Consider the following 23,604-nt stretch of genomic DNA (forward strand, 5'->3'; position numbering starts at 1 on the left):
AGTCATCGGGCGGCGGGCGGCGGGCAGTGGGCAGCGAGCAGTAGGCGGTAGTCAGCTGCTAGCGGCGATGATGAAATGAGGGCCCGGTACAGGCTATGCACCGATCGCCCTCCCCAAAGTCCGCGTCAGGCGCCCGTCCCCTCGGGTCAGGCCCCGCACACCGTTTTCAGGCAATCCCGTTCAGGCAGTCCCAATGAGCCCATTCAGACAGACCCGCGTGGGGTTGTTGTGGGTTGGGTTTATGTTCGTTGGGGTGTGTGGTGGTGGTTGCGTCGGGGTTTTTGGTGGGGGTCGATGTGGGGTGGGGGGATGAACCAGGGGGCGCCGGTTGTCATGTCGATGCGCCATTGTTCTTTGTGGATGATGTGGTGGTGGTGGCTGCAGAGCAGGGTGCCGTTGTCTGTGCCTGTGGTGCCGCCGTGGGACCAGTAGGTGGTGTGGTGGGCTTCGCACCAGGGTGCGGGCATGGTGCAGTCGGGGAAGGTGCAGCCTTGGTCGCGGGCGGTGATGGCTTTGCGGATGTGGGGTGGGAAGATCCGGGTGGTGCGGCCGATGTCCAGGATTCGGGAGTCGCTGCCGAGTAGGACGGGGATGATGTCGGCGTCGCAGGCGATTTTGCGGATGGTGGTGGGGCGGATCGGGCCCAGGTACGTCGCTGTCCCTGTGCTGGGCCGGTACCGCGGAGCGCCGGTGCCGGGTTGGTTGGGCGTGTTTGGCTGGTTCGGGGCCGTGGCGGAGCCGCTGGATTGGTCGGCTTGGCGGGTTGTTCTATTTTGGGCTGCGTGGCCGGGCCCGGTGAGCTGGGTGAAGAGGTCGCGGTGGTCGATGGTGACGGTGAGTTGGGGTCGGAGGCCGCCGTTGGAGGGCAGCTTGCCGGTGCTCATCGCGACACTGCACGCACCGACGAGGCCGTTGAGGAGTTTCTGGGCCCTCGAACGCCGGTCCAGGTCCGGGCCGTCAGCGGTGTCCTTACCAGCTGAGTGTGTGGAAGCCGGGCTGAAGACTGCTGATGCGTGCACGGGTGATGCGTGCACGGGTGATGCGTGCGGTGTTGATGCGTGCATGGGTGATGCGTGTGGTCCGTGACCGTGCGAGGTTTCGTTGGCTCGTCCGTGACCGGCACCGGTAATGGGGGAGCTGGCGGGTGCTGTGTCGGGTGGTGCGGTGGTGAGGCGTGGGTTGGTGGCGGTGTTCATGGTGGTGGTGAGGGTTTCGTATTGTTCGTCGGTGGCGAAGATTTCGATGTGGTGGAGTCCGTAGCGGCGTCGGCGGCGTAGGAACGCGCCTTGGTGTTGGCGGAGTGCTTCTTCGGTGGGTTCGGGGCCGTCGTGGTCTATCAGGTCGGTCCAGCGTCGGGCCATCTTGGACACAAAGTCGGGATCGGATTCCACCGCGGTGGCGGTGAGGGCGTGTTCCATCCGAGTGAGCATTTCTTCATCGGCGAGGTGCCGGACTTTGTCCAGGGCGGTGCTGATGATCGACGCCGAGCGTGAGGGCAGCTCTCCGGAGGCGAGGGCGTCGGCGAGGGCTTCGCGGCGGGCCGGGACGTCCTGGCCGGTCATCCCGGTGTGGGGGAGGGCGTCGGTGGCGAGGGCGAGCCTGCGCCGGGCCTCAGCGATACCGATCCGCAACCTGGCCCGAAGGAACTCCGCCGTGTTCCGGTACCCATCATCCAAGAAACTGCCAACCGGGGCGGTTCTTGTGTGGGCCGGTTCGGCGGGGCTAGCTCGTGTTGGGTCCGGTTCCGCCTGGCTAGCCCCCGCCGGGGCAGTTCCCCTTGAGACTGCGGCTGCGGGAACCGCCGAAGCCCCTGCCGGCTCGGTCCAACCCGTTCGCCATTCCGGCGCTGCCGCTGACGCTCCCGGCCGAGCTTGCAGAGCTTCCTTTCGGGTCCGTTCCACCGCCTGAGCAGCGACCACCTGCAAATACTCCACCGACCGCGAGATCTCCTCGACCCTGCCCGCGAAATCAGCCGCCTCAACGAATCCCAACAACCGCACCTCATCTGCCGCGGACAAGCGTGCGGAGTCAAGAAGCGCAGCGCCCTCGTCAAGGAGCGTAGAGAAGTCCGATCCCGAAACGGCAGTGGGTTCAGGAATCTGCCCGTGCTGGCGTTGAATCGGCCGATCAGAGTCCAGGCTGGAGTGGGCCCAGGCCTTCCGCCGTGGGTCGAGCGTCAAGGCCGTGTTGTCGACCTGTGCACGTGTGGTGGGGGCGGCGGTGGACTCTAAAATCGGCGCGGAGTTGGACTTCGAAATCCGGGCAAAGTTAGCCTCGCCGCTGAGATGCTGTGGGCTGTTGAGCCCGCCGGGAGCCTTGACCGGCGCAGTTCCGTGGAGTCGCCCAGCGTCCTTGTGCAGTCTGTCGCCGTACAGCCGACCAGTATCGTTGGCCATTCCAACGCCGTGGAAATGTTCGATCACCGTGATGTGCGCCGTCGAATCGGTACGCCCGGCCTTGATCAAGTGCGGCGTCCCCCCACTGCGCTGTGACCGCACCGCGGCCAGGGCAGCAACAGCAGGGGACGATTCCGCCCATGATGCCGTCGACTGCGCCAAGTTCTCCATGAATAAATCAAATCATTGGGGTCTGACATTTTTAGCGCAACGTTCAAAGACAGCCCCACCCGACGGAAAAAATCAGGCAGACGTCAGAGCAGCGAAAGCCATCTGTTCCAGGATGGGCCTGGCGGACTTCACAGCAATTTTCCTGCCGTGGTGGCGCACCGAGTGGGGTGTGGAATTGATCAATCCAAAGGCTGCGTGTGCCCGAACCCGGAGGCCGGCGACATCTGCGTCGGTGTGAATACGGGCCAGGACGTCAACCCACGTTTCAACGTAACTGCGCTGGAGGGATCTGACTTCTGCTTGGTCGGCATCGCTGAGACTTCCGAAGTCCCGGTCCTGGACACGGATGACGTCTGGATTGCTGAGCGCGAAATCAACCTGGAACCGGATCAGGCCCTTCAGTGCGGACCGGGGATCGTCCGACTCCGATACCACCTGCAATCCGCCGTCCAGGAGGTCGCGGCTGACACTGAGGAGAAGTTCGCCAAGGACCGCTTGCTTGCCCGGAAAATGCCGGTAGACGGCGGGTCCACTGACTCCCGCTGCTGCTCCGAGGTCTTCAAGGGACACCCGGGTGAAGCCGTTCTCGGCAAACAGTCCGGCGGCTGCAGACAATAAGGCCAGCCTTCGGAGCTCCTTCGCCTGACCGCGTTGGGTGGCGGGGGTCCGAGTGCTGTTGATACTTGCTTCCTGACCTCCGGTCACGTTTTCCTCCTTGGCCAGTTCAGTCCCTGTACTTGCGGGACCTACTGTGCTGGACATCACAGTTAATAAAGACTAACCTAAATTTCAGTTACGTGGCACTAACCGAAATGGCCTGTGGCCGGGAATGGAACAGGGGTCAATGGAGACAATTTCCAGTCTGATGGGAACCGCGGGCGGCACCTTCGAAGCTAACCACGACGCGCAAGTGGCCTTGGTGGCCGAGCTGAAGGAGCGTCTGGCGACGGCGGCCCTCGGCGGCCCGGCAAAGTCCCGGGAGCGGCATATCGCCCGCGGGAAACTTCTACCGCGCGAACGGATCGACTACTTGCTTGATGACGGCAGTCCTTTCCTGGAGATCGCACCTTTGGCTGCCAACGGCATGTACAACGACGATTCCCCGGGTGCTGGGGTTATTGCGGGCATCGGCCTGGTCCATGGCCGCCATGTTCTGGTGATCTCCAATGACGCCACAGTCAAAGGCGGCACCTACTATCCCATGACCGTGAAGAAGCACCTCCGGGCCCAGGAAATTGCTCTGGAGAACAAGCTCCCGTGCATCTACCTCGTGGATTCAGGAGGGGCATTCCTGCCCAAGCAGGACGAAGTTTTCCCCGACCGGGAGCACTTTGGCCGGATCTTCTACAACCAAGCCAAAATGTCCGCGGCCAAGATCCCGCAGATCGCATCCGTCATGGGCTCGTGCACGGCAGGCGGCGCCTACGTTCCTGCAATGAGCGATGAGACAGTCATTGTCCGGAACCAGGGCACCATCTTCCTGGGTGGCCCGCCGCTGGTTAAGGCAGCCATCGGCGAGATCGTCACCGCAGAGGAACTTGGCGGCGGCGACGTCCATTCAAGGATTTCCGGGGTCACGGACCATTTGGCCGAAAACGACCAGCACGCGCTGGAAATTGTGCGGGACATCGTGGCGACGTTGCCGAAGCCGGCGCAGCCGGCCTGGGACGTATCCGACGTCGTCCTGCCGCCCGTCGTCGATCCTTCAGAGATCTACGGTGTGGTTCCCACGGACGTCAACGCCCAATACGACGTCCGAGAAGTCATCGCGAGGCTGGTGGACGGCTCAGAATTCCACGAGTTCAAGAGGAACTACGGCACCACGCTGGTGACCGGATTCGCGCACCTGCACGGCCACCCCGTGGGCATCGTTGCCAACAACGGCGTCCTCTTCAGCGAATCGTCCCTCAAAGGAGCGCACTTCATCGAGCTCTGCGATCAGCGCGGCATTCCGTTGATCTTCCTGCAGAACCTCTCCGGCTTCATGGTGGGCAAAGACGTCGAACAAGGCGGCATCGCCAAGAACGGCGCCAAGATGGTTACTGCTGTGGCTACGGCCCGCGTGCCCAAGCTGACAGTGGTGATCGGTGGGTCCTTCGGTGCCGGCAACTACTCCATGTGCGGCCGGGCCTACTCGCCGCGTTTCCTGTGGATGTGGCCTGCGGCCCGCATTTCAGTGATGGGGGGAAATCAAGCCTCCAGCGTCCTCGCCACGGTCAAAAGGGACCAGTACGAGGCAGCCGGACAGGAATGGTCAGCCGAAGACGAAGAAGCCTTCAAAGCTCCCATCAAGCAACAGTACGAAGATCAGGGAAGCCCCTACTACTCCACCGCAAGGCTGTGGGATGACGGAATCATCGATCCCGCTGACACACGGCGTGTCCTGGGCATGGCCTTGGACGTCGTCTCCCGCCAACAACTGCCCGAGACCTCCTTCGGTCTCTTCAGGATGTGACCATGACCCTGCCAACAACAACCACAGCAACAACCACCACGGCAGTCGAAGCCCGAACCTTCAACGCCGTCCTCGTTGCCAACCGTGGTGAGATCGCCTGCCGTGTCATCCGGACACTAAAGGAGATGGGCATCCGCTCCATCGCTGTGTACTCGGACGCGGACAAAGATGCCAAGCACGTGGCCCTCGCCGATACCGCTGTCGGCATCGGCGGCACAGCACCTGCCGAGAGCTATTTGAAGATTGACGCCATCATCGACGCGTGCCATCGAAGCGGCGCGGAGGCAGTCCACCCGGGCTACGGCTTCCTGTCTGAAAATGTGGAGTTCGCCAAGGCTCTGGATGCGGCGGGCATTACCTTCATAGGTCCCGGTATCGGTGCCATTGAGGTGATGGGCGACAAAATCCGCTCCAAAAACCACGTGATGGCGTACGACGTCCCCTGCGTACCGGGCATCGCGCAGCCCGGACTCAGCGATCAGGACTTGATCCAGGCCGCCCCCGAAGTTGGGTTTCCCTTGCTGATCAAACCGTCCGCAGGTGGCGGGGGCAAAGGCATGCATGTGGTGGAAAGACCCGAAGACATGGCCTCCACGCTCGCAACCGCAAGGCGCGTGGCAGCGTCCGCTTTCGGTGACGACACCCTCTTCCTGGAAAGACTCATCCGCGCACCCCGTCACATCGAGGTCCAGGTCCTGGCCGATAACCATGGCAACGTGATCCACCTCGGCGAGCGCGAGTGTTCTCTCCAACGCCGGCACCAGAAGGTCATTGAGGAAGCGCCGTCGGCCCTGTTCGGATCGTTGCCGGACGGCGCGGAGGAGCGGGCCCGCATTGGCGAGGCGGCCTGCAATGCAGCGCGTTCGGTCAATTACAGCGGTGCGGGAACTGTCGAGTTCCTGGTGTCCGATGAGCACCCCGATGAGTTTTTCTTCATGGAGATGAACACCCGGCTGCAGGTGGAGCATCCCGTCACGGAGATGGTCACGGGTATCGACCTCGTGGAATGGCAGGTGAGGATCGCCGCCGGTGAGGTGCTCACCGTGGCGCAGTCCGACGTCGAACTTAACGGCCACGCCGTGGAAGCGCGCGTTTACGCCGAGGTGCCGGAGCGGAACTTCATGCCGTCCATGGGGCGGATCGTGGCGCTCGCTGAGCAGGGCGAGTCGGATTCAACCGTGACCGGTCAGCAACGCACCCACGCCAAGGTGCGGATCGATTCCGCCATGCGCCACAACCTGGAGATCACCGGGGACTACGATCCCATGCTGGCCAAGGTCATCGCGTGGGGCGAGGACAGGGCGTCAGCGCTGGATACCCTTAACGCTGCCCTTGGCCGTTACACGCTGCTGGGCGTGGACACGAATGTGGAGTACCTGCGCCTGCTGATCAACGATCCTGACGTCCGGGCCGGGCGCCTCGACACCGGGCTGATTGAGCGCAGGCTGCCGTCCATGGAGTTCCGGCATGCTGGTCCCAGGGAATTGATCGCCGCCGCTCTCACTCTGTGGCTGGAGCGCACAGGATCGGTGCTCGCTGGTGACGCGTGGCGGACTCCCGATGCTTGGCGCGTCGGCGGCCGCGGCGCGTGGACAGCCACTTTCGGTGTTCCGGGGGGTGCAATCGCGACGGTGTCAATCACTGAGGAGGGCGGTACCGTCAGGGCTAGCGTCGACGGCGGGAGCCCGGTGGACGTCAGGGTGGCGGACCGCGGTGACAACAGGCTCGCGGTGGAGTTCGACGACGGTCCGGTCACCTTCGCGGTTGGTGTTGCGTCGGGCGGGCGCACCGGGGTGCAGGAACTCTTTGTGGGCAACGACGGCTGGTCCTGCCGGCTTGAAGTCTTGAACCGGGCCGAGCGACTGCGGCGGATGCTCGCCGGGATCCAGCGCGAAGAAGGCGCGGTGGATCCGGAGGTGCGCTCACCCATGCCCGGGACGGTGGTTTCCGTGTCTGTAGCCGACGGAGACACCGTGGAGGAAGGCCAAGTCCTCCTTGCCGTGGAAGCGATGAAGATGGAGCACCAACTGGTGGCCTCCGTTGCTGGAACCGTCCACCTCACCAGCAAGACCGGGGATTTGGTCAAAGCCGACCAGGTGCTCGCCACCATTCACGTGGCCGACGCCGCTGACGCCACGGCCACCACAGACACGAACACAGACAAGGAAGTCCAGCCATGAGCACGTTTGACCTGAATGAGGAGTACCAGGACCTCAGCGATTCCGTCCGCGAGTTCGCCGACGAAGTTGTGGCACCGGTATCCGCCAAGCACGATGAGGAGCACAGCTTTCCCTACGAGGTTGTGAAGCAGATGGGGGAGATGGGCCTGTTTGGTCTGCCGTTCCCGGAAGAGTTTGGCGGGATGGGCGGAGACTACTTCGCCCTTGCCTTGGCATTGGAGCAGCTGGGACGTGTGGACCAGTCGGTGGCCATCACCCTCGAAGCCGGAGTCTCCCTGGGCGCCATGCCGGTGTTCCGTTTCGGCACGGAGGAACAGAAGCAAGAGTGGCTGCCACAGTTGGCGTCCGGACGTTCTCTGGCTGGTTTCGGCCTGACCGAGCGCGAAGCCGGTTCGGACGCCGGCGGTACCAAGACCAACGCCCACCTGGACAACGGCGAATGGGTCATCAACGGCAACAAGGAGTTCATCACCAACTCCGGTACGGACATCACCACGCTGGTCACCGTCACGGCAGTCACAGGAAAAAAAGAGAACGCCGACGGCAGCACCAAGAAGGAAATCTCCACCATCCTTGTCCCTACGGACACACCCGGTTTCCGGGCAGAGAAACCGTACAACAAGGTGGGTTGGAACGCATCGGATACTCACCCGCTCACCCTGGACAATGTCCGCGTCCCGGAAGTGAACCTTCTGGGCGAGCGCGGCCGGGGCTACGCGAACTTCCTTTCCATCCTGGACGAGGGCCGCATCGCGATCGCTGCGCTGGCCACCGGCGCTGCTCAAGGTTGCGTGGACTTGTCCGTGAAGTACGCCAAGGAACGCAGCGCGTTTGGGCATAACATCGGCAAGTACCAGGCCATCCAGTTCAAGATCGCCCGGATGCAGGCAAGGGCCCACACTGCACGTCTTGCGTACTACGACGCCGCTTCCAGGATGCTGGCCGGCAAGCCGTTCAAGACCGAAGCGGCCATCGCTAAGATGGTCGCAGGCGAGGCAGCCATGGACAACGCGCGGGACGCCACCCAGGTGTTCGGCGGCTATGGCTTCATCAACGAATTCACGGTGGCGCGCCATTACCGCGATTCCAAGATCCTTGAAATCGGGGAGGGCACCACCGAAGTCCAGTTGATGCTCATCGCCCGCGAGCTGGGTCTGTAACCGTAAGGGAAGGATCAAGGATGATTGACAAGGTTGTTGCCAGCGCCGCGGAAGCGGTGAAGGACATCCCGGACGGAGCCTCGCTGGCGGTGGGAGGTTTCGGTTTATGCGGCATCCCCGTTTCCCTGATCGACGCCCTGTACAGCCAAGGCACCACGGATCTTGAGACAGTCAGCAACAACTGCGGTGTGGACGACTGGGGCCTGGGCATCCTCCTCAAGGATGGTCGTATCCGGCGCACCATCAGCTCCTACGTCGGCGAGAACAAGGAATTTGCCCGGCAGTACTTGGCGGGCGAGCTGGAAGTAGTCCTCACCCCGCAGGGCACCCTGGCTGAGAAGCTCCGCGCCGGTGGTGCCGGCATTCCTGCGTTCTACACCAAAGCAGGTGTGGGAACCCAAGTGTCCGAGGGCGGCCTCCCGCAGAAGTACGACGCCGAGGGGAACGTTGCGCTCGCCTCCTCGCCCAAGGAGGTACGCACCTTCAATGACGCGGACTACGTGCTGGAAGAGTCCCTGACACCGGACTTCGGCCTGGTCCATGCCTGGAAGGGCGACCGGCACGGGAACCTGGTTTTCCACGCGACGGCCATGAACTTCAACCCACTCTGCGCCATGGCGGCAAGGACCACCATTGCCGAAGTGGAGGAGTTGGTGGAACCCGGCGAGCTGGACCCGGAGCATATCCATACGCCGGGGATTTTCGTCCAACGGGTGGTGGTGGCCACCACGAGCGAGAAGCGCATAGAAAAGCGGACGGTGGCCCTGGCCCCTAATACCGGGCCCAGCCAGTCAGCACCAGGCCAGTCCGGAACAGCCCAGTCAGGAGCGGAACGATGACCGACAACACGTACCAGGACATCCCACCCCGTCCCGAAGCCGTCCGGCACGAGTACCGCCGCGCCGACGTCGAACATCACGAGGCCAAAGGCTGGACCCGCAACGAACTGGCCGCCCGGGTGGCCAAGGAACTCACCAACGGGCAATACGTGAACCTGGGCATCGGGATGCCCACGCTGATCCCCAACTACATTCCGGAGGGCGTGGAGGTCATCCTTCATTCGGAGAACGGGATCCTGGGCGTGGGTCCATACCCGGCTGAGGAAAACATTGATCCGGACCTCATCAACGCGGGCAAGGAAACGGTCACCACCAATGCCGGGGCTGCATTCTTTGATTCGGCGGCGTCCTTCGGCATGATCCGTGGCGGGCACGTGGACGTAGCAGTTTTGGGTGCCATGGAGGTGGCCGCGAACGGTGACCTGGCCAATTGGATGATTCCCGGCAAGATGGTCAAGGGCATGGGAGGGGCAATGGACCTGGTGTTCGGTGCCAAGAAAGTCATTGTCATGATGGAACACGTGGACCGCAACGGCAGGCCCAAGATCGTCCAGGACTGCACGTTGCCATTGACAGGTAAGGGCTGCGTGGACCGGATCATCACGGATTTGGCGGTGATCGATGTGGTCAAGGATGAAGGTGATCCGCGTCTGGTCCTCCGTGAGCTTGCCCCCAACGTCACCCTTGAGGACGTCTTGGCCGCCACCGGTGCCGAGCTGTTCGAAGAAGACCAGGAGCTCACTGTATGACGCGGGTGGTGGAGCAGCGCGGGCTCTATTTCGACGAGCTCGAAGAGGACGTGATTTACGCGCACAAGCCTGGCCGCACTGTCACCGAAACGGACAATGTCCTCTTCACCACCCTGACCATGAACACGCAGGCGTTGCATCTGGACTCGGCCTGGAGTTCCGGGCAGCCGTTCGGGCAGAGGCTCATGAACTCAATGTTTACTCTGTCCACCATGGTGGGGCAGTCCGTGACACAGCTGACGCAGGGCACCATCATCGCGCAGCTGGGGCTGACGGATGTCACGTTTCCGCATCCGCTGTTTCATGGCGATACCTTGTACACGGAAACAGTGATTACGGGGAAACGGTTGTCGTCTTCGCGGCCCGGTCAAGGCGTGGTGACCATGCAACACACCGGCCGAAACCAGGATGGGGCAGTGGTGGCTTTGGCAACCCGGACCTGCCTGATGTGGACCAAGGAAGCTCACGCCGCGCAGTCATAGTTCTCCGTTCGTGTCAGCACATCAGCAGCAAGGAATCCGCATGCCTTCCACCCACTCGTCAACCACGGCGGTTCTCCCGTTCACCATGGGACCGGCCCTCCTGTTCTGCCCTGCCGACAGGCCTGAGCGCTTCGGGAAGGCTGCTGAGCGGTCCGACGCCGTCATCCTTGACCTCGAGGACGCTGTGGCTCCTGCGGACAAGCCGGGCGCCCGCGACGCGATCCTTGAACTGGCGGGTTCAGGGCAATCCGGCACCGGCGGTCTTGAGCCAAGCCGCACTATTGTTCGGGTGAATCCCGTGGGGACTCCGGAGTTCGAGCTCGACCTTCAGATCCTGGCCCAGACGCCCTACCGCACGGTCATGTTGGCCAAGGCGGAGAGCGCGGAGCAGCTGAGGGCCTTGGCTGGCTATCAGGTGATCGCGCTGTGTGAAACCGCGTCAGGCATCGTCAACGCGGCTTCGATCGCCGCCGAGCCGAACGTCGTGGCTCTGATGTGGGGAGCCGAGGACCTGCTGGCCTCCCTCGGTGGCCTTTCCAGCAGGAACGACGACGGCGGGTACCGGGCTGTCGCTCTTCACTCGCGGTCCGCTGTCCTGCTTGCCGCCAAGGCTGCGGGTAAGGAAGCCATCGATTCCGTGTACGTAAATATCCCGGATCTTGACGGTTTGTCCGCTGAGTCCCGGGATGCCGTGGCCAGTGGCTTCGGAGCGAAAGCCTGCATCCACCCGAACCAGGTGGCCGTGGTCCGGGAGGCCTACGCTCCCACCGACGAAGCCGTAGCCCAAGCCAAAGAACTCCTGGAAGCGGCAGCCGCGGCAGGCACTGGTGTGTTCCAGTTCAAGGGGAAGATGATCGATGGCCCCATCCTCAAGCACGCCGAAGCGACCCTCCGCCGCGCAAAGCACTAACGACGAATCCGGCCTCTGATCGTCCCACGCACCGTAGAACGGCGAAGTGAGCGAACAGTGACCGGATTCGTTGGGGTGACCGGATTCGTTGGGGCGGCCGGAGCGCTAGGCGCGTACCGGCGTCGAGAGTTCCTTCTGTTTGACCAGTTCCGTCAGTTCCACCACAGCGGGCCGCGAGGCCGTGCTCTTGATGGCGACCGCTTTCCCACTCTTGGCTGATTCCAGCACTGATTCCATAACGTCCAAGGCATGGAAGGCCAACTGACCGCCGGCACGTGGTTCCTGGCCGGACGGTGTGTTGGCGAGGTCGGCGATGCCGAAGCCACGTCCCGAGTCCACATAACCAGCTGAGACGGGCAGTGTTTCCCAATCCTCGGCACCAAGCGCGAACAGCTGCACATCGCCGTCGAAATGATTGGGGTCAGGGACGATCAGCGAGCCCGTCTCGCCGTGGATCTCAATGTTGGGGCTCTTTGTTTTCACGGCGTCGAAGCTCATGAACAGGGTGGACAAGGCACCGGACTCATGGACCAGAACCCCGGTGACATGTGAGTCGATATCCACCGGGACCACCTGTCCCTCACGAGGGCCCGAACCAATGGTGCGTTCGCTTCGCGTGTGGCTGGCAGCACCCACCACTGACACCACAGGACCGAGCAGTGTGACCAGCGCCGAGACGTAGTAGGGGCCCATGTCCAGCAGTGGTCCGCCGCCGGGCTGATAGTAGAAATCGGGGTTCGGGTGCCAGCGTTCGTGGCCTGGCGTGGCCATGGTGGCTGTTGCCGAAATCGGCGCTCCGATTAGTCCGTCGTCGATCGCCTTGCGGGCTGTCTGGATTCCGGTTCCCAGCACGGTGTCCGGTGCGCAGCCAACCACAACCCCCGCCGCCGCGGCCGCAACCAGTACTTCCTGCGCCTCAGCGGTGGTGGCAGCCAGTGGCTTTTCGCCGTACACGGATTTTCCGGCTGCGATGGCTCGTAGCGCGATGTCGGCATGAGCGGCAGGGATGGTGAGGTTGAGGACGAGGTCCACATCATCGGCTGCCAGGAGCCCGTCCACTGTTAGTGCCCGGACACCATCGTAGGAGTCGGCCACGGCCTGCGCCCGCGCCGGGTCAAGGTCCGCGACGGCTACCAGGCTGAGGGAATCGAGCCGACGGAAGTTGCTCAAGTACTGGGCAATGATGGCGCCACAGCCGATGACTCCGACGTTTAGCGGCTTGGCAGGGGTTATCGAGACGCCCACAGCATGCCCCTTTCAATGATGGTACGGACGTTGCTGTCCTGGAGGATTTCCACGCGGTGGCCGGGGGTGCAGACGAAGATTTTGCCTTTGCCCCATTGGCGGGTCCAGATGGCCGGCGAGGTCACTTCGCGGTTCCACGGGTCCCATGCGCGGACTTTTTGGGTAGTGGTGGCCAGGACGTCGATGTAGTCATCGGACAAGACCCAGTACTGTTCGGTGACGAGGTCGAAGTCAGCGATTCCCTGGGTGATGGGGTGTACGGAGGCCGCGGGAAGCATGTTGACGGTGTAGGGGACGTAGTTGTCCGATTGTTCGCCGATCAGCTCGTCGGCATGCTTGCCCGGGTGGCAGGCGAACTGGCCGCCGATCAGGTGCAGGTAGTCCGAGTTGTTGCGGTAGGAATCAGCGATGCCGCCGTGCCAGCCAGCCAAGCCGGTACCGTTTTCAACAGCAGAGCGCAGGCCCTCGAATTCATCTTTTTCGATGGTGGTCATGGTCATGCATTGCACGATCAGGTCCACGCCGGACATGTAATCGGGGTCTGCGTAGATCTTGGGGGATTCCTCCACCCGGACGTCGTAGCCGTTGTCCTTCAAGAATGGGATGAACAGCTCTGTGGCTTCCACCGGCTGGTGTCCGTCCCATCCGCCGCGGACCACCAGCGCTGTCTTGTTGTTGCTTGTCATGGTTTCCTTCGTATCGGGCGTATTCATATGGCTCACACGTTCTGCCAGCGGCTTGCGTTCTCTGCGCTCGCCTCGACGGCGGCCAGCACTTTTTGCACCTGCAAAGCGTCATCGAACGACGGCGTAGGCTGCTCGCCTGCGTCGATGGCAGTGACGAGGTCAACCACCTGGTGCGTAAAGCCGTGCTCGTAGCCGAGGCCGTGGCCGGTGGGCCACCAGTTGGCGGTGTAGGGGTGGGACGGTTCGGTGACCATGATCTTGCGGAAGCCTGCATCCGGTTCCAGTGCGGAATCGTAGAACTGGAGGGAGTTCATGTCTTCGAAGTCAAAGGCGAGTGAGCCCTTGGTGCCGTTCAGTTCCAGGCGCATGGCGTTCTTGCGTCCCAGGGCGAAACGGGTTGCTTCGAAGATGCCGATGGGCCCGGCGGCGGTGCGGCCACTCGAGTTGGCGTCAGCGCCGCCGTCGTGCTTGGCCTGAAACCGGGCGGTGAACAGCGCAGCGTCATCAACCGTGACCGGACCCCGCGGCCCATCTGTGCCGCCATGACCACCCAGGCCCACAAAGTCGCCGCCTGCCGGGCGTTCCTTCACGAACGTCTCCAACAGGGCGGAGACCCCGGTGATGTTCAGTCCGGTGATCCATTGCGCGGCATCGATGCTGTGCGCGCCGATGTCCCCAAGTGAACCGGACCCGGACTTGGACTTGTCCAGTCGCCAGGTCAGTGGAGCGTCAGCGTCACTGAGCCAGTCCTGAAGGTACTGTGCGCGGACGTGCCGGATCTCGCCCAGGCGGCCGTCGTCCACCATTCGCCTGGCCAGTGCCAAGGCAGGGGTGCGCCGATAACTGAAGCCACACATGGATAACACGCCGCGTTCGCCCGCGGCACGGGCCACCTGTGTCATTTTTTCGGCTTCTTCCACCGAGTTGGCCAAGGGCTTCTCGCAGAGGACATGCTTGCCGGCCTCGAGCGCTGCGATCGCTATCTCCGCGTGGGTGTTGCCGGGAGTGCAGATGTCGATGAGATCGATGTCGTCACGCTCAATGAGGCGGCGCCAATCAGTCTCTACGGACGACCATCCGTATTTGCCGGCCGCTGCCCGCACGCCTTCCTCGTTCCTGCCCGCCACGGCGGTCAGTTCAGGAATAAGGGGTAGGTCAAAAAAGCGTGGCGCGGTACGCCAGGCGTGGGAGTGGGCGGCGCCCATGAAGGCGTAGCCCACCATGCCCACACGAAGGGGTCGGGTTTCTGTCATGGGAAGTCCTTTCTGGTTGGTGGTAGCCGGCTATTTGCTGAAGCCTGCGGTGAGGCCACTGAGCAACTGCCGGCGCGCCACCACGTAGATCACCAGTAACGGAAGCGTTGCCAGTACCACGGAGGCGAGCACCGCCGGGATGTTGACGCTGAATTCACCCTGGAAGGTCCACAGCGACAACGGCAGAACCCTGGTGTCCGGACTTTGCGTGAGGATCAGCGGGAACAGGAATCCGTTCCACACATGGAGTGCGTTGTAGATACCAACCGTGATGACAGCGGGCTTGGTCATGGGCAACGCCAGTCGCCACATCATGGCCCAGTCAGAACAGCCGTCCAGTCGCATCGACTCAAAAAGCTCGTTGGGAACATCCCGCATGAAGTTGGAGAGAATGAGCACCGATACGGGGATCGCGAACGCAATGGAGGGCAGGATCAGTGCCAACAAGGTGTCGTACATGTGGGCCTTGGTGATCATCCAGTAGATGGGGATGATGGTTGCGTGCAGCGGAATGGCCAGGCCCAGGAGGAAGAGATTGTTGGTCCAGCTCAGGAACCGGCCCTTGCCGCGCACAATGGCGTAAGCAGCCATAAAGGCAACGAACAGCGCCGGAACAACACTGCCCAGGGTGACGATGAGGCTGTTGGCGAAGTACTTTGCGAAGTCGTTCTCCAGGACAAGCTTGTAGTTGTCCAAGGTTGGCTCTACCGGTGGCAGCATCGGGTTGGACGTGAAGAATCCCGCCTGGTTCTTCAAACTGGTGATCACCACGTAGTACACGGGCACAATGATGACGGCCAGCCAGAGCCAGCCGCCCAGGCCGCCCAGGAAGTTTGGCCGCGAACGGCCAATTTTTGGGTGCCGACGGCGGGTGGTCACCTTTTCGGGGACCGCTGCCGGGGCTGTGGGGAGTTGGGTGGTGGAAGCCATTACGCACCTTCCAGTTGGCTGGCGTTGCGGTTCTTGCCGCCGAGTCGTTGCAGGAGCAGTGCCAGGGCCAGGCCGATAACAACGAGGATGACTCCCAAGGCGCTCGCCGCTCCCATGTCGTTCGCTTTGAAGCCGGTGAGGTACATGTGCAGCGGCAGGAGCCTGGTGGAGTAGCCGGGCCCACCGGCTGTCAGCACGAAGACCAAGTCGAAGTAGGCCAGGGAACCCACCACCATGAGCGTGGAGGACGTGATCATGGTGTACTTCAGCTGCGGCAACGTGATGTTGAAGAACTGCTGGACACGGCCGGCGCCGTCAATTTGCGCAGCTTCGTACAGTGAAGCGGGAATCTGTCGCACGCCGCCTTGGTAGATCAGGGTGTGGAAGGGCACGAACTGCCAGGCGATCACGAAAACCACTACGAACAGCACCAGATCAGAGTTGCCCAGCCAGTCCTGGGCAAGGAAGGGCAGGCCCAGGCCGGGGCCGAGGCCGAAGTTGGGGTCCAGCAGCGCTTTGAAAGCGATGGCTACGGCTGCCGAAGAGAGCAGCAGCGGCACGAAGTATAGGACGGCCAGTGCGGCGCGATACTTCTGGCTTGCTGCTGTGAAGACGCCGAGCAGCAGACTGATGGGTGCCTGGACTATGAAGGAGAAAAACATGATCTTGGCCGTCACCAGCAACGCGTTGCCCGTCACAGGATCGGCCAGGACGGTGTTCCAGCTGGACAGTCCGTCCAGTTTGATTTCGCCCAGGCCGTCCCAGCGGGTGAAGCTTAGGAACAGTACTCCCAGAAGCGGGAGGATGGCGAAGAGCATGAAGAAGGCGAGCGCGGGGACGGCGAGCCACCCCGACGGACCCTTTTCAAGAGTCCGTCGGGTACCCGGGGTGCCTCCTGCGACTAACTCCCGTGGTGGAGTGGTGGTAGTTGCGGACACCGTATTACTTCCCGATCGTCGCGTTCATGGTGGATGCGAACTGCTCAGGGGTGATCTTCTTCAGGAAAATCTGGTCCAGGTTGGCCAGCATGGCGTCTCCTTGTGCGGGGCTGAGTGCCTGATCCCAGGAGAGCGTGAAGTCCGGGGCATCCTTGGCCATGCCGTACACGTAAGTCAGGAAGTCCTTGTCAGGGGACGCCGCGAGCTTGTCTTCAATGCCGGTGACCACAGGTACTGCTCCTGAGTTGATCAGGCCCTGGACGTTTTCTTCGTTGAACATTCCGTCCTTGACGTACTCCAGCGCGGTCTTCTTTTGCTCTTCCGTGGCCTTGGAAGAGACGGACCAGAAGTTGGACGGGTTTCCCACAACGTTCGCCGGGTCACCCTTGCCGCCCTCAACAGTGGGGAAGGGGGTGTATCCGAGCTTTCCGCTCGAAACGAAGTCGGCCGCGTCCTTCTTCATGCCTTGGTAGATCCAGCTGCCCTGCAGGATCATGGCGGCCTTGCCCGTGTACAGCAGGGCTTGGTCTGCGTTGCTGTCAGCGGCAATGGAGGAGAAGCCGTTGATGAAGCCGCCGGCATCCACCAGTTCCTGGATCTTGGTCAGCGCCTCGATCACTGCCGGGTCTGACCAGGCGTCCGGCTTGTTGGCTGCAATGTTTGCAAAGACTTCAGGACCGCCGATCCGGTCCACCAGGTATTCAAGCCACATCAGATCCGGCCATTTGGACTGACCACCCAGGGAAAAGGGTGCCACGCCGGCATCCTTGAACTTGGGGACCAACGCCATCAGCTCGTCCCAGGTCTTGGGCGGTTCTGCCCCGATCTTCTCGAAGACTTCCTTGTTGTAGTAGAGCACTACGGGCTGGACCTTGTTGTTGGGGAGCGCGTAGGTCTTGCCGTCGATCACGCCGCTCTCGAGGATGGAGGGAAGGTAGCGGCTTTGGACGTCAGGGTTCTCTTTGAGGAATCCGGTCAGGTCGTCCACTTGGCCGGCATCGACGTAGGACTTGAGGACACCGCCGCCCCACCCGTAAACGAGCGTGGGGCCCTGGCCGGCGCCCACAGCGGTGCGGACCTTGGTCTTGTATGCATCGTTGGCGAAGAAGTCGAGCTTGATGGCGGAGTCGGGGTGCGACTTGTTCCACGAGTCCACGGATGCCTGGAACACAGGCTGGTCACCACCGGTCAGTCCCCACATGGTTGCCGAGTCCGCGGAGGCTCCTGTCCCGGCCGGACCTGAGGATCCGCAGGCGACCAGGGAGATTGACAATGCGGCTGCAGAAACGGCCATTCCGGCGGTGCGCAACTTGAGATTATTCATGTGCAGTTTCCATTCGTCCTTCGGGCTCGACGCTGATCGCCCGGTTGTGCGTGTAAAAGCCGCACTTCGCGGGTCTGGGGATCAACTTCGATCACCAGCACCAGCAACTTTTCGAAATGTTTCGGAAGTCCTTTCGGAAGTGCCCACCAAACTTAGCGGTGACGCACATCACCGTCAAGGCCTGCTGGACAATCAATCCGTTGTGCTGGCTCACGGTTTGACGAGTGCGCCCCTCCCGATGCAGACTGTGAGCAACCGAAACTTTTCGAAAGCGGTACCTGTGAGCTCAGAAGTCCGACCCTCCAAGCTGACCCTTTCTGCAGTAGCGCAGGAGGTCGGAGTGTCAGTTCCCACCGTGTCCAAAGTGGTCAACGGGCGTGGAGACGTGGCCCAAGGCACCCGGGCCCGTGTCCTGGCAGCCCTGCAACGTACCGGATACAAATCACCCCTTCAGCGCAAGGGCAACCCCGTCCAGCGGACCGTCGAGGCGGTGTTCGATTCTCTGAACTCGGCCTACAACATGGAAGTCCTCAAGGGGATCATGGAGCAGGCCAACGTTTCGGACATGGAAGTAATCCTCTCCGTCACCGGACTGCAGGCAGCACCGCCGCTGGGCCCTGAGGAACGCGCGCAGCGCATGGTCGATGAGGGCCGCAGCGGCATGATCGTGGTGACCTCGGCGTTCGGAGCCGCTCAGCTGGAAGCCTTCCAGAGGCGTCAGATTCCCATCGTGGTGATCGACCCCCTGAATCCGCCACCTGCTGATCTGTTCAGCGTGGGCTCCAGCAACTGGGCAGGGGGGAAAGCTGCCGCCACGCACCTCTTGGAGCTCGGGCATCGACGCATTGCCTACATCGGGGGTCCCGCCACCGCCGAATGCAGCCAGGCCAGGCTCCACGGCTACATGGCCGCACTGATGGCCGAAGGCATCACCGTTGAACATGAATATGTTTCCGCGGGCCCGTTCCGGCCCGAGACCGGAGCGGCGGCTTTCAAGTCCCTGGTGGCCCTGGAAGATCCGCCCACGGCAGTCTTTGCCGCAAGCGACAGTATTGCTATGGGCGTTCTGGCCGAGGCGCGGAGGCAGGACATCCGAATCCCCGAGGAAATGAGCCTCGTTGGGTTCGACGGAACCTATCAGGCGGAAGAATCCACGCCCCCACTGACCTCGGTGAGCCAGCCTCTTCAGGAAATAGGGCGTTCCGCGCTGAACTTCATCCTTCGCCAAATGCACGGTGAAGAGATTGACTCCAGGCGCGTGGAACTCGCAACCCACCTGGTGGTTCGTGAATCCACGGCGTCACCCCGGGAACCAGCCTCACCCCGGGAACCAGCCTCATCCGGAAAGCCGGCGTCCCGGTCTTAACTGCACCGGCGGAACGGCGTCATACAGCAGCACCCGGACCCAACGTTCGCCCGTCCCGCGGAACTCTGCACGGCTGGCGAAGCGGTACAGGTAGCTGCGCGCCCGCACCCAACGGGGGCGTTCGCCGTCGAACGGGTCTTGTCGAAGCAGCCTAAGCGTAGCCTTGTCAGCCTCCAGCAGCCGGTCCAGGAAGGCATAAAACCATTCCTCATGGACGGTCCTCAGCGGCAGGAACCACATGAGCCAATCCAGGCGCAGATGGTACGGCGCCCATTGCCGGGGGAGTCGACGAACATCGCCGGGCTTGCCCTTGAATCCATACTCCAACCATCGCTCATCCGGCGCGTGGGGATCCTCGTCCAAGGTTCCCTCAACCACGATCTCAATGCGCTGCTTGGTCACCGTCCCGAAAGCACCATAGGCGTTGACCAGGCGCCAACGGTTAAAGCTGGCATTCATCAGTTGCTGGCTGGAGAAGAGGTTGAGGAGCGGGCGGTAGCTGAACACCACCAGCAGAACGGTGACAAGTACGACGACGACGAGCCACCACGCCGGGGTATCGGCACTTGCGTGCCACTCAAGGGGGATGAACGGAAAAACCGCATGGGCCACCGGGTCGCTGACGGCGGCGAACGCCAGGACGATCGCCGCCCAGTTCAGCCAGGCGAAATTACCGGTGCCCACCAGCCACAGCTGCGTCACGATGATGATGCCCGCTGCGATGCTGGCCAGCGGTTGAGGGGCGAAGAGGAAGAACGGCACCACCAGCTGCGCACCATGATTGCCCACCACTTCCACCTTGTGCAGCGGACGCGGCAGGAGATGTGCCTGCCTGCTGAGCGGGCCGGGCATCGGCTGTGTCTGGTGGTGATAGAACATCGCCGTCATGTCCCGCCACTCACGGCCGCCGCGGATCTTGATCATGCCGGCCCCGAACTCAAGCCGAAACACCAGCCACAAAATGAGAATGAGGATGGTTGCCGGTGGGGGAGTCTGGTCCGAACCAAGGAAGGCCACCGTGAAACCGGCCTCAAGAAGAAGGATCTCCCAACCAAAACCATAGAACGTCTGGCCAACGTTCACGATTGACATGTAGAGGAACCACAACGTGAGAAAGGCCAGCATGGGCAGCCAGGGCGGCCCCGTTTGTGGCAGGCCAATGACCAGCAGAATGGACACGCCAATACCCGTCCAGCACACCGCCCGGAGAAGCGGGTCGGAGTAGCGCCACCGGAACAGGGTAGGCCGGCCAAGGCGACGGGCCATAGCCAGGAAGGCCGGTACCGGCAACAGTCCGCGCTCGCCGAGGAGCGCCGGGAACTGGTTCACCGTGGAGAAGAAGGCAAGGGCATAAAGCGCCGCTGTGCCACGCTGCAACACCTGCCGGGCAAATTCATAGTCCCGCGCATCAAAATAGTCCCGCGCATCAAACCAGGAGAACCACTCCACGATTCCACGGTACGCAGCGGACGGCGCTGGTCAAGCGGCATCGATTTTCCACATACGCCGCCATCCGTTCGCGGGCCCCGGCAGTGGCAGGGATACTTAAGTCATGCAGCCGCGCAAGATCGTCATCCTCGGGTCCACCGGTTCCATCGGCACACAAGCGATTGACGTCGTCGATGCCGCACCACACCGTTTCGAAGTGGTGGCACTAAGCGCGGGCGGCGGGAACCTCGAACTCATTGCACAACAGGCGGTCCACACCAGGGCCCAAGCCGTGGGAATCGCCAAGGGAGATTCGGAAGTCCTTCGGCGGTTGATTGACGCCGCGGCCACGGCTGAGGGCGTGCGGAATTTCGCTCCGGAGGTCTTTGCCGGACCGGACGCATCCACCCGGATCGCCGCCATTGAGTGCGACGTCGTCCTCAACGGCATTACCGGTTCCATCGGGTTGGCGCCCACTTTGGCCGCGCTGGCTACAGGAGCCACACTGGCTCTGGCCAATAAGGAGTCGCTGATCGTCGGCGGCGCCCTGGTCAAAGCTGCCGCTGGCCCCGGCCAGATCGTTCCCGTTGATTCTGAACACTCAGCCATCGCCCAGTGCCTGCGCTCGGGCACGGATCAGGAAGTCGAAAAGCTGATCCTGACCGCGTCCGGCGGGCCCTTCCGCGGCCGCACCCGGGAGCAACTTCACAACGTGACACCGCAGGAGGCCCTTGCCCACCCCACCTGGGACATGGGCCTCATGGTCACCACAAACTCGGCCAGCCTGGTCAACAAAGGCCTGGAAGTCATTGAGGCACACCTGTTATTCGATGTCCCGCTGGACAGGATCGACGTTGTGGTCCACCCGCAGTCGGTGGTGCATTCCATGGTCCAGTTCGTGGATGGCTCCATCATCGCCCAGGCATCACCTCCGGACATGCGGCTGCCGATCGCGCTGGGACTGGGTTGGCCGGATCGTGTCCCGCAGGCTGCACGCGCTTGCGACTGGACCCAAGCCACCAGTTGGACCTTCGAGCCCTTGGATACCGTGGCATTCCCGGCCGTGGACCTCGCCAAGGACGCAGCTAAGCAGGGCAGCACGTTCCCGGCCGTGTTCAATGCCGCCAATGAGGAAGCAGTGGAGGCCTTCCACGCCGGACGAATCCGCTTCACCGACATTGTGGATACCGTCGAATCCGTCCTCAGCGAACATTCAGGCTCTTCCGAGCTAACGGTGGAGTCGGTGCTGGATGCTGAGAGGTGGGCACGCGCCCGAACCCTTGATCGTTTAGCCAGCAGCGCCCTCTAGCTCACAACCCTTACGGAAGCAGTCCCACCGGCATGAGTCCTGTCCTTCTCTTCATCCTCGGAGTCGTCTTCGTCGCCATCGGCGTGGCCGTTTCCATCGCGCTGCACGAGGTAGGCCACCTGGTGCCCGCAAAGCTCTTCAAAGTGCGCGTCACCAAGTACATGATCGGTTTTGGACCAACGCTGTGGTCCAGGAAAAAAGGCGAAACAGAGTACGGCTTCAAGGCGCTTCCGCTGGGTGGCTACGTGTCCATGATCGGCATGTACCCGCCGAACAAGGAAGACGGCGCCGTTCGCCCCTCCAGTACTGGCATGTTCCAGACCCTCGCCACCGAGGCGCGTTCAATGGCGCACGAGGAAGTGGGTCCCGGGGACGAGAAGCGCGTCTTCTACAAGCTCCCCGTCTGGAAAAAGATCATCGTCATGCTCGGCGGACCGGCCATGAACATGCTGATCGGCTTGATACTTCTGGCAGTCCTGCTCATGGGCTTCGGAACAGCCCAGGCAACCACCACCATCGCTGACGTTTCCAAATGCCAGGTTGCCGCGGGGGAGACCGTGGACCCCGATTCGGCGGATTGCAAACTGACCCCGGCCGCAGCCGCGGGCCTGCAGCCAAATGACACCATCACTTCCTTCGACGGAAAATCCGTCACCAGCTGGGACGAGCTCACCAGCTGGATCCGGGCCTCCGCCGGCAAGGAAGTTCCTGTCATTGTGACGCGCAACGGGGCGTCAGTGGAGACCACGGTGACTCCGGTTCTCTCGTCCCGGCCCGTGGTGGGCCCCGATGGGCGGCAGGCACAGGACGCCAACGGAGTTTTGCAGTACCAGGAAGTCGGCTTCCTGGGTATCGGAGCCCAAAGCGCTTTGGTTCCCCAACCGGCGTCGGCCGTTCTGCCCATGGCAGGGGAGAACATCAAACAGATTTCCGGTGTGATCTTCAACCTGCCGGCCAGGGTGGTGGGGGTGGCGAAAGCAGCCTTCAGCGAGGAGCCCCGTGACCCCAACGGGCCTATCAGCGTGGTGGGCGTCGGCAGGGTTGCCGGCGAGGTAGCGGCCATGGAACAAGTACCCATGCAGGCACGGATCGGCACCCTGATCGGGTTGCTCGCAGGACTCAACTTCGCGTTGGCCATCTTCAACCTCATCCCGCTCCTGCCGCTCGACGGCGGCCATGTCGCTGGCGCCTTGTACGAAGGCGCGCGCCGCCAACTGGCCAAACTGCGTGGCAAACCGGATCCGGGAGCCTTCGACATCGCGAAACTCCTGCCGGTGACCTATGTGGTGGCGGCGTTGCTCATGGCCATGGGGGCGCTCTTGATCTATGCCGACATCGTTAAGCCCGTGAACATTTTCGGCTGAGCTGTGAACAATGCGGACAGATCTGTGAACAATGCAGGCAAAGCTGTGAACATATTCTGCGCAACCGGCGGGATAGGCTAGCTCCATGACTGTTTTCGCTGTTGAGTACGTATACGTCGCCGATTCAGGCGCCCTCCGCGACGAAGCCCGCCCAGCACACCGTGCTTGGCTCGGGGAACTGGCCGAGCAAGGCAAACTTCTTGCCAGTGGCCCCTATGGTGACGGCGCCGGCGCCCTGCTGATCTTCAAGTCGGCCGACGAAGCCGAACTCAATGACCTCCTCAAGCAGGATCCGTTCGCTGAAGCCGGCGTCATCGCCGGCATCCGCACCACGGAATGGGCGCCAATCATCGGTGTCCTGGCTGCCCACGCGTCCTAGCCCGGACGTCCTCCACCACAACGATTCACCCAACCCAAGG

At 62.4% G+C, this 23,604-nt stretch carries 20 protein-coding genes; 11 read left to right on the forward strand and 9 right to left on the reverse strand.

Going from position 1 to position 23,604, the window contains the following annotated elements; all coding sequences use genetic code 11:
- Positions 1-239: 239 nt before the first annotated feature.
- Both ACZ5J0_RS06825 and ACZ5J0_RS06830 read right to left on the reverse strand, forming a co-directional pair.
- Complete coding sequence (locus tag ACZ5J0_RS06825) at positions 240-2,567, reverse strand: HNH endonuclease signature motif containing protein (protein ID WP_464094466.1); 2,328 nt, start codon at positions 2,565-2,567, stop codon at positions 240-242.
- Between the two features lie 72 nt (positions 2,568-2,639).
- Positions 2,640-3,272: an SACE_7040 family transcriptional regulator gene (locus ACZ5J0_RS06830; RefSeq protein ID WP_142939697.1), complete on the reverse strand. Its 633-nt coding sequence runs from the start codon at positions 3,270-3,272 to the stop codon at positions 2,640-2,642.
- Positions 3,273-3,411: 139 nt separating this feature from the next.
- On the opposite strand from ACZ5J0_RS06830, the gene ACZ5J0_RS06835 reads away from it, so the two are divergent.
- The 7 genes from ACZ5J0_RS06835 to ACZ5J0_RS06865 are packed head-to-tail and all read left to right on the forward strand — an operon-like array spanning position 3,412 to position 11,342.
- The gene (locus tag ACZ5J0_RS06835) at positions 3,412-5,022 is read left to right on the forward strand and encodes a carboxyl transferase domain-containing protein (RefSeq protein WP_464094467.1); all 1,611 of its coding nucleotides are present in this window, start codon (positions 3,412-3,414) and stop codon (positions 5,020-5,022) included.
- A gap of 2 nt (positions 5,023-5,024) precedes the next feature.
- On the forward strand, positions 5,025-7,202 hold the full coding sequence (locus ACZ5J0_RS06840; RefSeq protein ID WP_464094468.1) for an acetyl/propionyl/methylcrotonyl-CoA carboxylase subunit alpha: 2,178 nt from the start codon (positions 5,025-5,027) through the stop codon (positions 7,200-7,202).
- The gene (locus ACZ5J0_RS06845) at positions 7,199-8,362 is read left to right on the forward strand and encodes an acyl-CoA dehydrogenase family protein (RefSeq protein ID WP_142939687.1); all 1,164 of its coding nucleotides are present in this window, start codon (positions 7,199-7,201) and stop codon (positions 8,360-8,362) included. Before ACZ5J0_RS06840 ends, ACZ5J0_RS06845 begins: the two co-directional genes overlap by 4 nt.
- Positions 8,363-8,382: 20 nt before the next feature.
- A complete protein-coding gene (locus ACZ5J0_RS06850) occupies positions 8,383-9,201 on the forward strand; it encodes a CoA transferase subunit A (RefSeq protein WP_142939686.1) in 819 nt (272 codons plus the stop codon).
- Positions 9,198-9,950: a CoA transferase subunit B gene (locus ACZ5J0_RS06855; protein WP_142939685.1), complete on the forward strand. Its 753-nt coding sequence runs from the start codon at positions 9,198-9,200 to the stop codon at positions 9,948-9,950. The genes ACZ5J0_RS06850 and ACZ5J0_RS06855 overlap by 4 nt, the downstream gene beginning before the upstream one ends.
- Positions 9,947-10,432: a MaoC family dehydratase gene (locus ACZ5J0_RS06860; protein WP_464094469.1), complete on the forward strand. Its 486-nt coding sequence runs from the start codon at positions 9,947-9,949 to the stop codon at positions 10,430-10,432. The genes ACZ5J0_RS06855 and ACZ5J0_RS06860 overlap by 4 nt, the downstream gene beginning before the upstream one ends.
- A gap of 40 nt (positions 10,433-10,472) precedes the next feature.
- Positions 10,473-11,342, forward strand: a complete 870-nt coding sequence (locus tag ACZ5J0_RS06865; RefSeq protein WP_464094470.1) for an HpcH/HpaI aldolase/citrate lyase family protein — start codon at positions 10,473-10,475, stop codon at positions 11,340-11,342.
- 105 nt (positions 11,343-11,447) lie between these two features.
- Here the strand turns inward: ACZ5J0_RS06865 and ACZ5J0_RS06870 are convergent, their stop codons facing one another.
- From ACZ5J0_RS06870 to ACZ5J0_RS06895, 6 genes are read right to left on the reverse strand one after another with little or no spacing between them, the layout of a single operon-like run.
- Positions 11,448-12,587 carry a Gfo/Idh/MocA family protein gene (locus ACZ5J0_RS06870; protein ID WP_464094471.1) on the reverse strand — a complete coding sequence of 380 codons (1,140 nt, stop codon included), beginning with the start codon at positions 12,585-12,587 and terminating at the stop codon, positions 11,448-11,450.
- Positions 12,572-13,273, reverse strand: coding sequence for a ThuA domain-containing protein (locus tag ACZ5J0_RS06875; RefSeq protein WP_142939681.1), 702 nt, complete (start codon positions 13,271-13,273; stop codon positions 12,572-12,574). Before ACZ5J0_RS06875 ends, ACZ5J0_RS06870 begins: the two co-directional genes overlap by 16 nt.
- 32 nt (positions 13,274-13,305) lie before the next feature.
- A complete protein-coding gene (locus tag ACZ5J0_RS06880) occupies positions 13,306-14,526 on the reverse strand; it encodes a Gfo/Idh/MocA family protein (protein ID WP_464094472.1) in 1,221 nt (406 codons plus the stop codon).
- Positions 14,527-14,556: 30 nt separating this feature from the next.
- On the reverse strand, positions 14,557-15,456 hold the full coding sequence (locus ACZ5J0_RS06885) for a carbohydrate ABC transporter permease (RefSeq protein WP_464094473.1): 900 nt from the start codon (positions 15,454-15,456) through the stop codon (positions 14,557-14,559).
- Positions 15,456-16,394, reverse strand: a complete 939-nt coding sequence (locus ACZ5J0_RS06890) for a carbohydrate ABC transporter permease (RefSeq protein WP_142939678.1) — start codon at positions 16,392-16,394, stop codon at positions 15,456-15,458. Before ACZ5J0_RS06890 ends, ACZ5J0_RS06885 begins: the two co-directional genes overlap by 1 nt.
- 4 nt (positions 16,395-16,398) lie before the next feature.
- A complete protein-coding gene (locus tag ACZ5J0_RS06895; RefSeq protein WP_142939677.1) occupies positions 16,399-17,718 on the reverse strand; it encodes an ABC transporter substrate-binding protein in 1,320 nt (439 codons plus the stop codon).
- 238 nt (positions 17,719-17,956) lie between these two features.
- On the opposite strand from ACZ5J0_RS06895, the gene ACZ5J0_RS06900 reads away from it, so the two are divergent.
- On the forward strand, positions 17,957-19,084 hold the full coding sequence (locus ACZ5J0_RS06900) for a LacI family DNA-binding transcriptional regulator (protein WP_208097237.1): 1,128 nt from the start codon (positions 17,957-17,959) through the stop codon (positions 19,082-19,084).
- On the opposite strand, the gene ACZ5J0_RS06905 is transcribed toward ACZ5J0_RS06900, so the two are convergent.
- Entirely contained in the window at positions 19,055-20,533 is a 1,479-nt protein-coding gene (locus tag ACZ5J0_RS06905) for a lipase maturation factor family protein (protein WP_223942209.1), read from the reverse strand. The genes ACZ5J0_RS06900 and ACZ5J0_RS06905 overlap by 30 nt on opposite strands.
- A gap of 103 nt (positions 20,534-20,636) precedes the next feature.
- On the opposite strand from ACZ5J0_RS06905, the gene dxr reads away from it, so the two are divergent.
- The 3 genes from dxr (at position 20,637) to ACZ5J0_RS06920 (ending at position 23,564) form a co-directional block, all read left to right on the forward strand.
- Positions 20,637-21,821 carry a 1-deoxy-D-xylulose-5-phosphate reductoisomerase gene (gene dxr, locus ACZ5J0_RS06910; RefSeq protein ID WP_223942210.1) on the forward strand — a complete coding sequence of 395 codons (1,185 nt, stop codon included), beginning with the start codon at positions 20,637-20,639 and terminating at the stop codon, positions 21,819-21,821.
- Positions 21,822-21,853: 32 nt separating this feature from the next.
- Positions 21,854-23,185: a M50 family metallopeptidase gene (locus ACZ5J0_RS06915; RefSeq protein ID WP_142939673.1), complete on the forward strand. Its 1,332-nt coding sequence runs from the start codon at positions 21,854-21,856 to the stop codon at positions 23,183-23,185.
- A gap of 85 nt (positions 23,186-23,270) precedes the next feature.
- Positions 23,271-23,564 (forward strand): YciI family protein, encoded by a 294-nt coding sequence (locus tag ACZ5J0_RS06920; RefSeq protein WP_142939672.1) that lies wholly within the window; start codon positions 23,271-23,273, stop codon positions 23,562-23,564.
- Positions 23,565-23,604: the final 40 nt, after the last annotated feature.

It is taken from the genome of Arthrobacter sp. DualSoilB13, assembly GCF_055389195.1.

Bases quoted from the DNA above. Each gene is read 5' to 3' on its own strand.
- ACZ5J0_RS06885 (WP_464094473.1), bottom strand. From the start codon at position 15,456: ATGGCTTCCACCACCCAACTCCCCACAGCCCCGGCAGCGGTCCCCGAA.
- ACZ5J0_RS06825 (WP_464094466.1), bottom strand. From the start codon at position 2,567: ATGGAGAACTTGGCGCAGTCGACGGCATCATGGGCGGAATCGTCCCCT.
- ACZ5J0_RS06845 (WP_142939687.1), top strand. From the start codon at position 7,199: ATGAGCACGTTTGACCTGAATGAGGAGTACCAGGACCTCAGCGATTCC.
- ACZ5J0_RS06855 (WP_142939685.1), top strand. From the start codon at position 9,198: ATGACCGACAACACGTACCAGGACATCCCACCCCGTCCCGAAGCCGTC.
- ACZ5J0_RS06895 (WP_142939677.1), bottom strand. From the start codon at position 17,718: ATGAATAATCTCAAGTTGCGCACCGCCGGAATGGCCGTTTCTGCAGCC.
- ACZ5J0_RS06920 (WP_142939672.1), top strand. From the start codon at position 23,271: ATGACTGTTTTCGCTGTTGAGTACGTATACGTCGCCGATTCAGGCGCC.
- ACZ5J0_RS06900 (WP_208097237.1), top strand. From the start codon at position 17,957: ATGCAGACTGTGAGCAACCGAAACTTTTCGAAAGCGGTACCTGTGAGC.
- ACZ5J0_RS06865 (WP_464094470.1), top strand. From the start codon at position 10,473: ATGCCTTCCACCCACTCGTCAACCACGGCGGTTCTCCCGTTCACCATG.
- ACZ5J0_RS06835 (WP_464094467.1), top strand. From the start codon at position 3,412: ATGGAGACAATTTCCAGTCTGATGGGAACCGCGGGCGGCACCTTCGAA.
- ACZ5J0_RS06915 (WP_142939673.1), top strand. From the start codon at position 21,854: ATGAGTCCTGTCCTTCTCTTCATCCTCGGAGTCGTCTTCGTCGCCATC.
- dxr (WP_223942210.1), top strand. From the start codon at position 20,637: ATGCAGCCGCGCAAGATCGTCATCCTCGGGTCCACCGGTTCCATCGGC.
- ACZ5J0_RS06850 (WP_142939686.1), top strand. From the start codon at position 8,383: ATGATTGACAAGGTTGTTGCCAGCGCCGCGGAAGCGGTGAAGGACATC.
- ACZ5J0_RS06840 (WP_464094468.1), top strand. From the start codon at position 5,025: ATGACCCTGCCAACAACAACCACAGCAACAACCACCACGGCAGTCGAA.
- ACZ5J0_RS06880 (WP_464094472.1), bottom strand. From the start codon at position 14,526: ATGACAGAAACCCGACCCCTTCGTGTGGGCATGGTGGGCTACGCCTTC.
- ACZ5J0_RS06875 (WP_142939681.1), bottom strand. From the start codon at position 13,273: ATGACAAGCAACAACAAGACAGCGCTGGTGGTCCGCGGCGGATGGGAC.
- ACZ5J0_RS06860 (WP_464094469.1), top strand. From the start codon at position 9,947: ATGACGCGGGTGGTGGAGCAGCGCGGGCTCTATTTCGACGAGCTCGAA.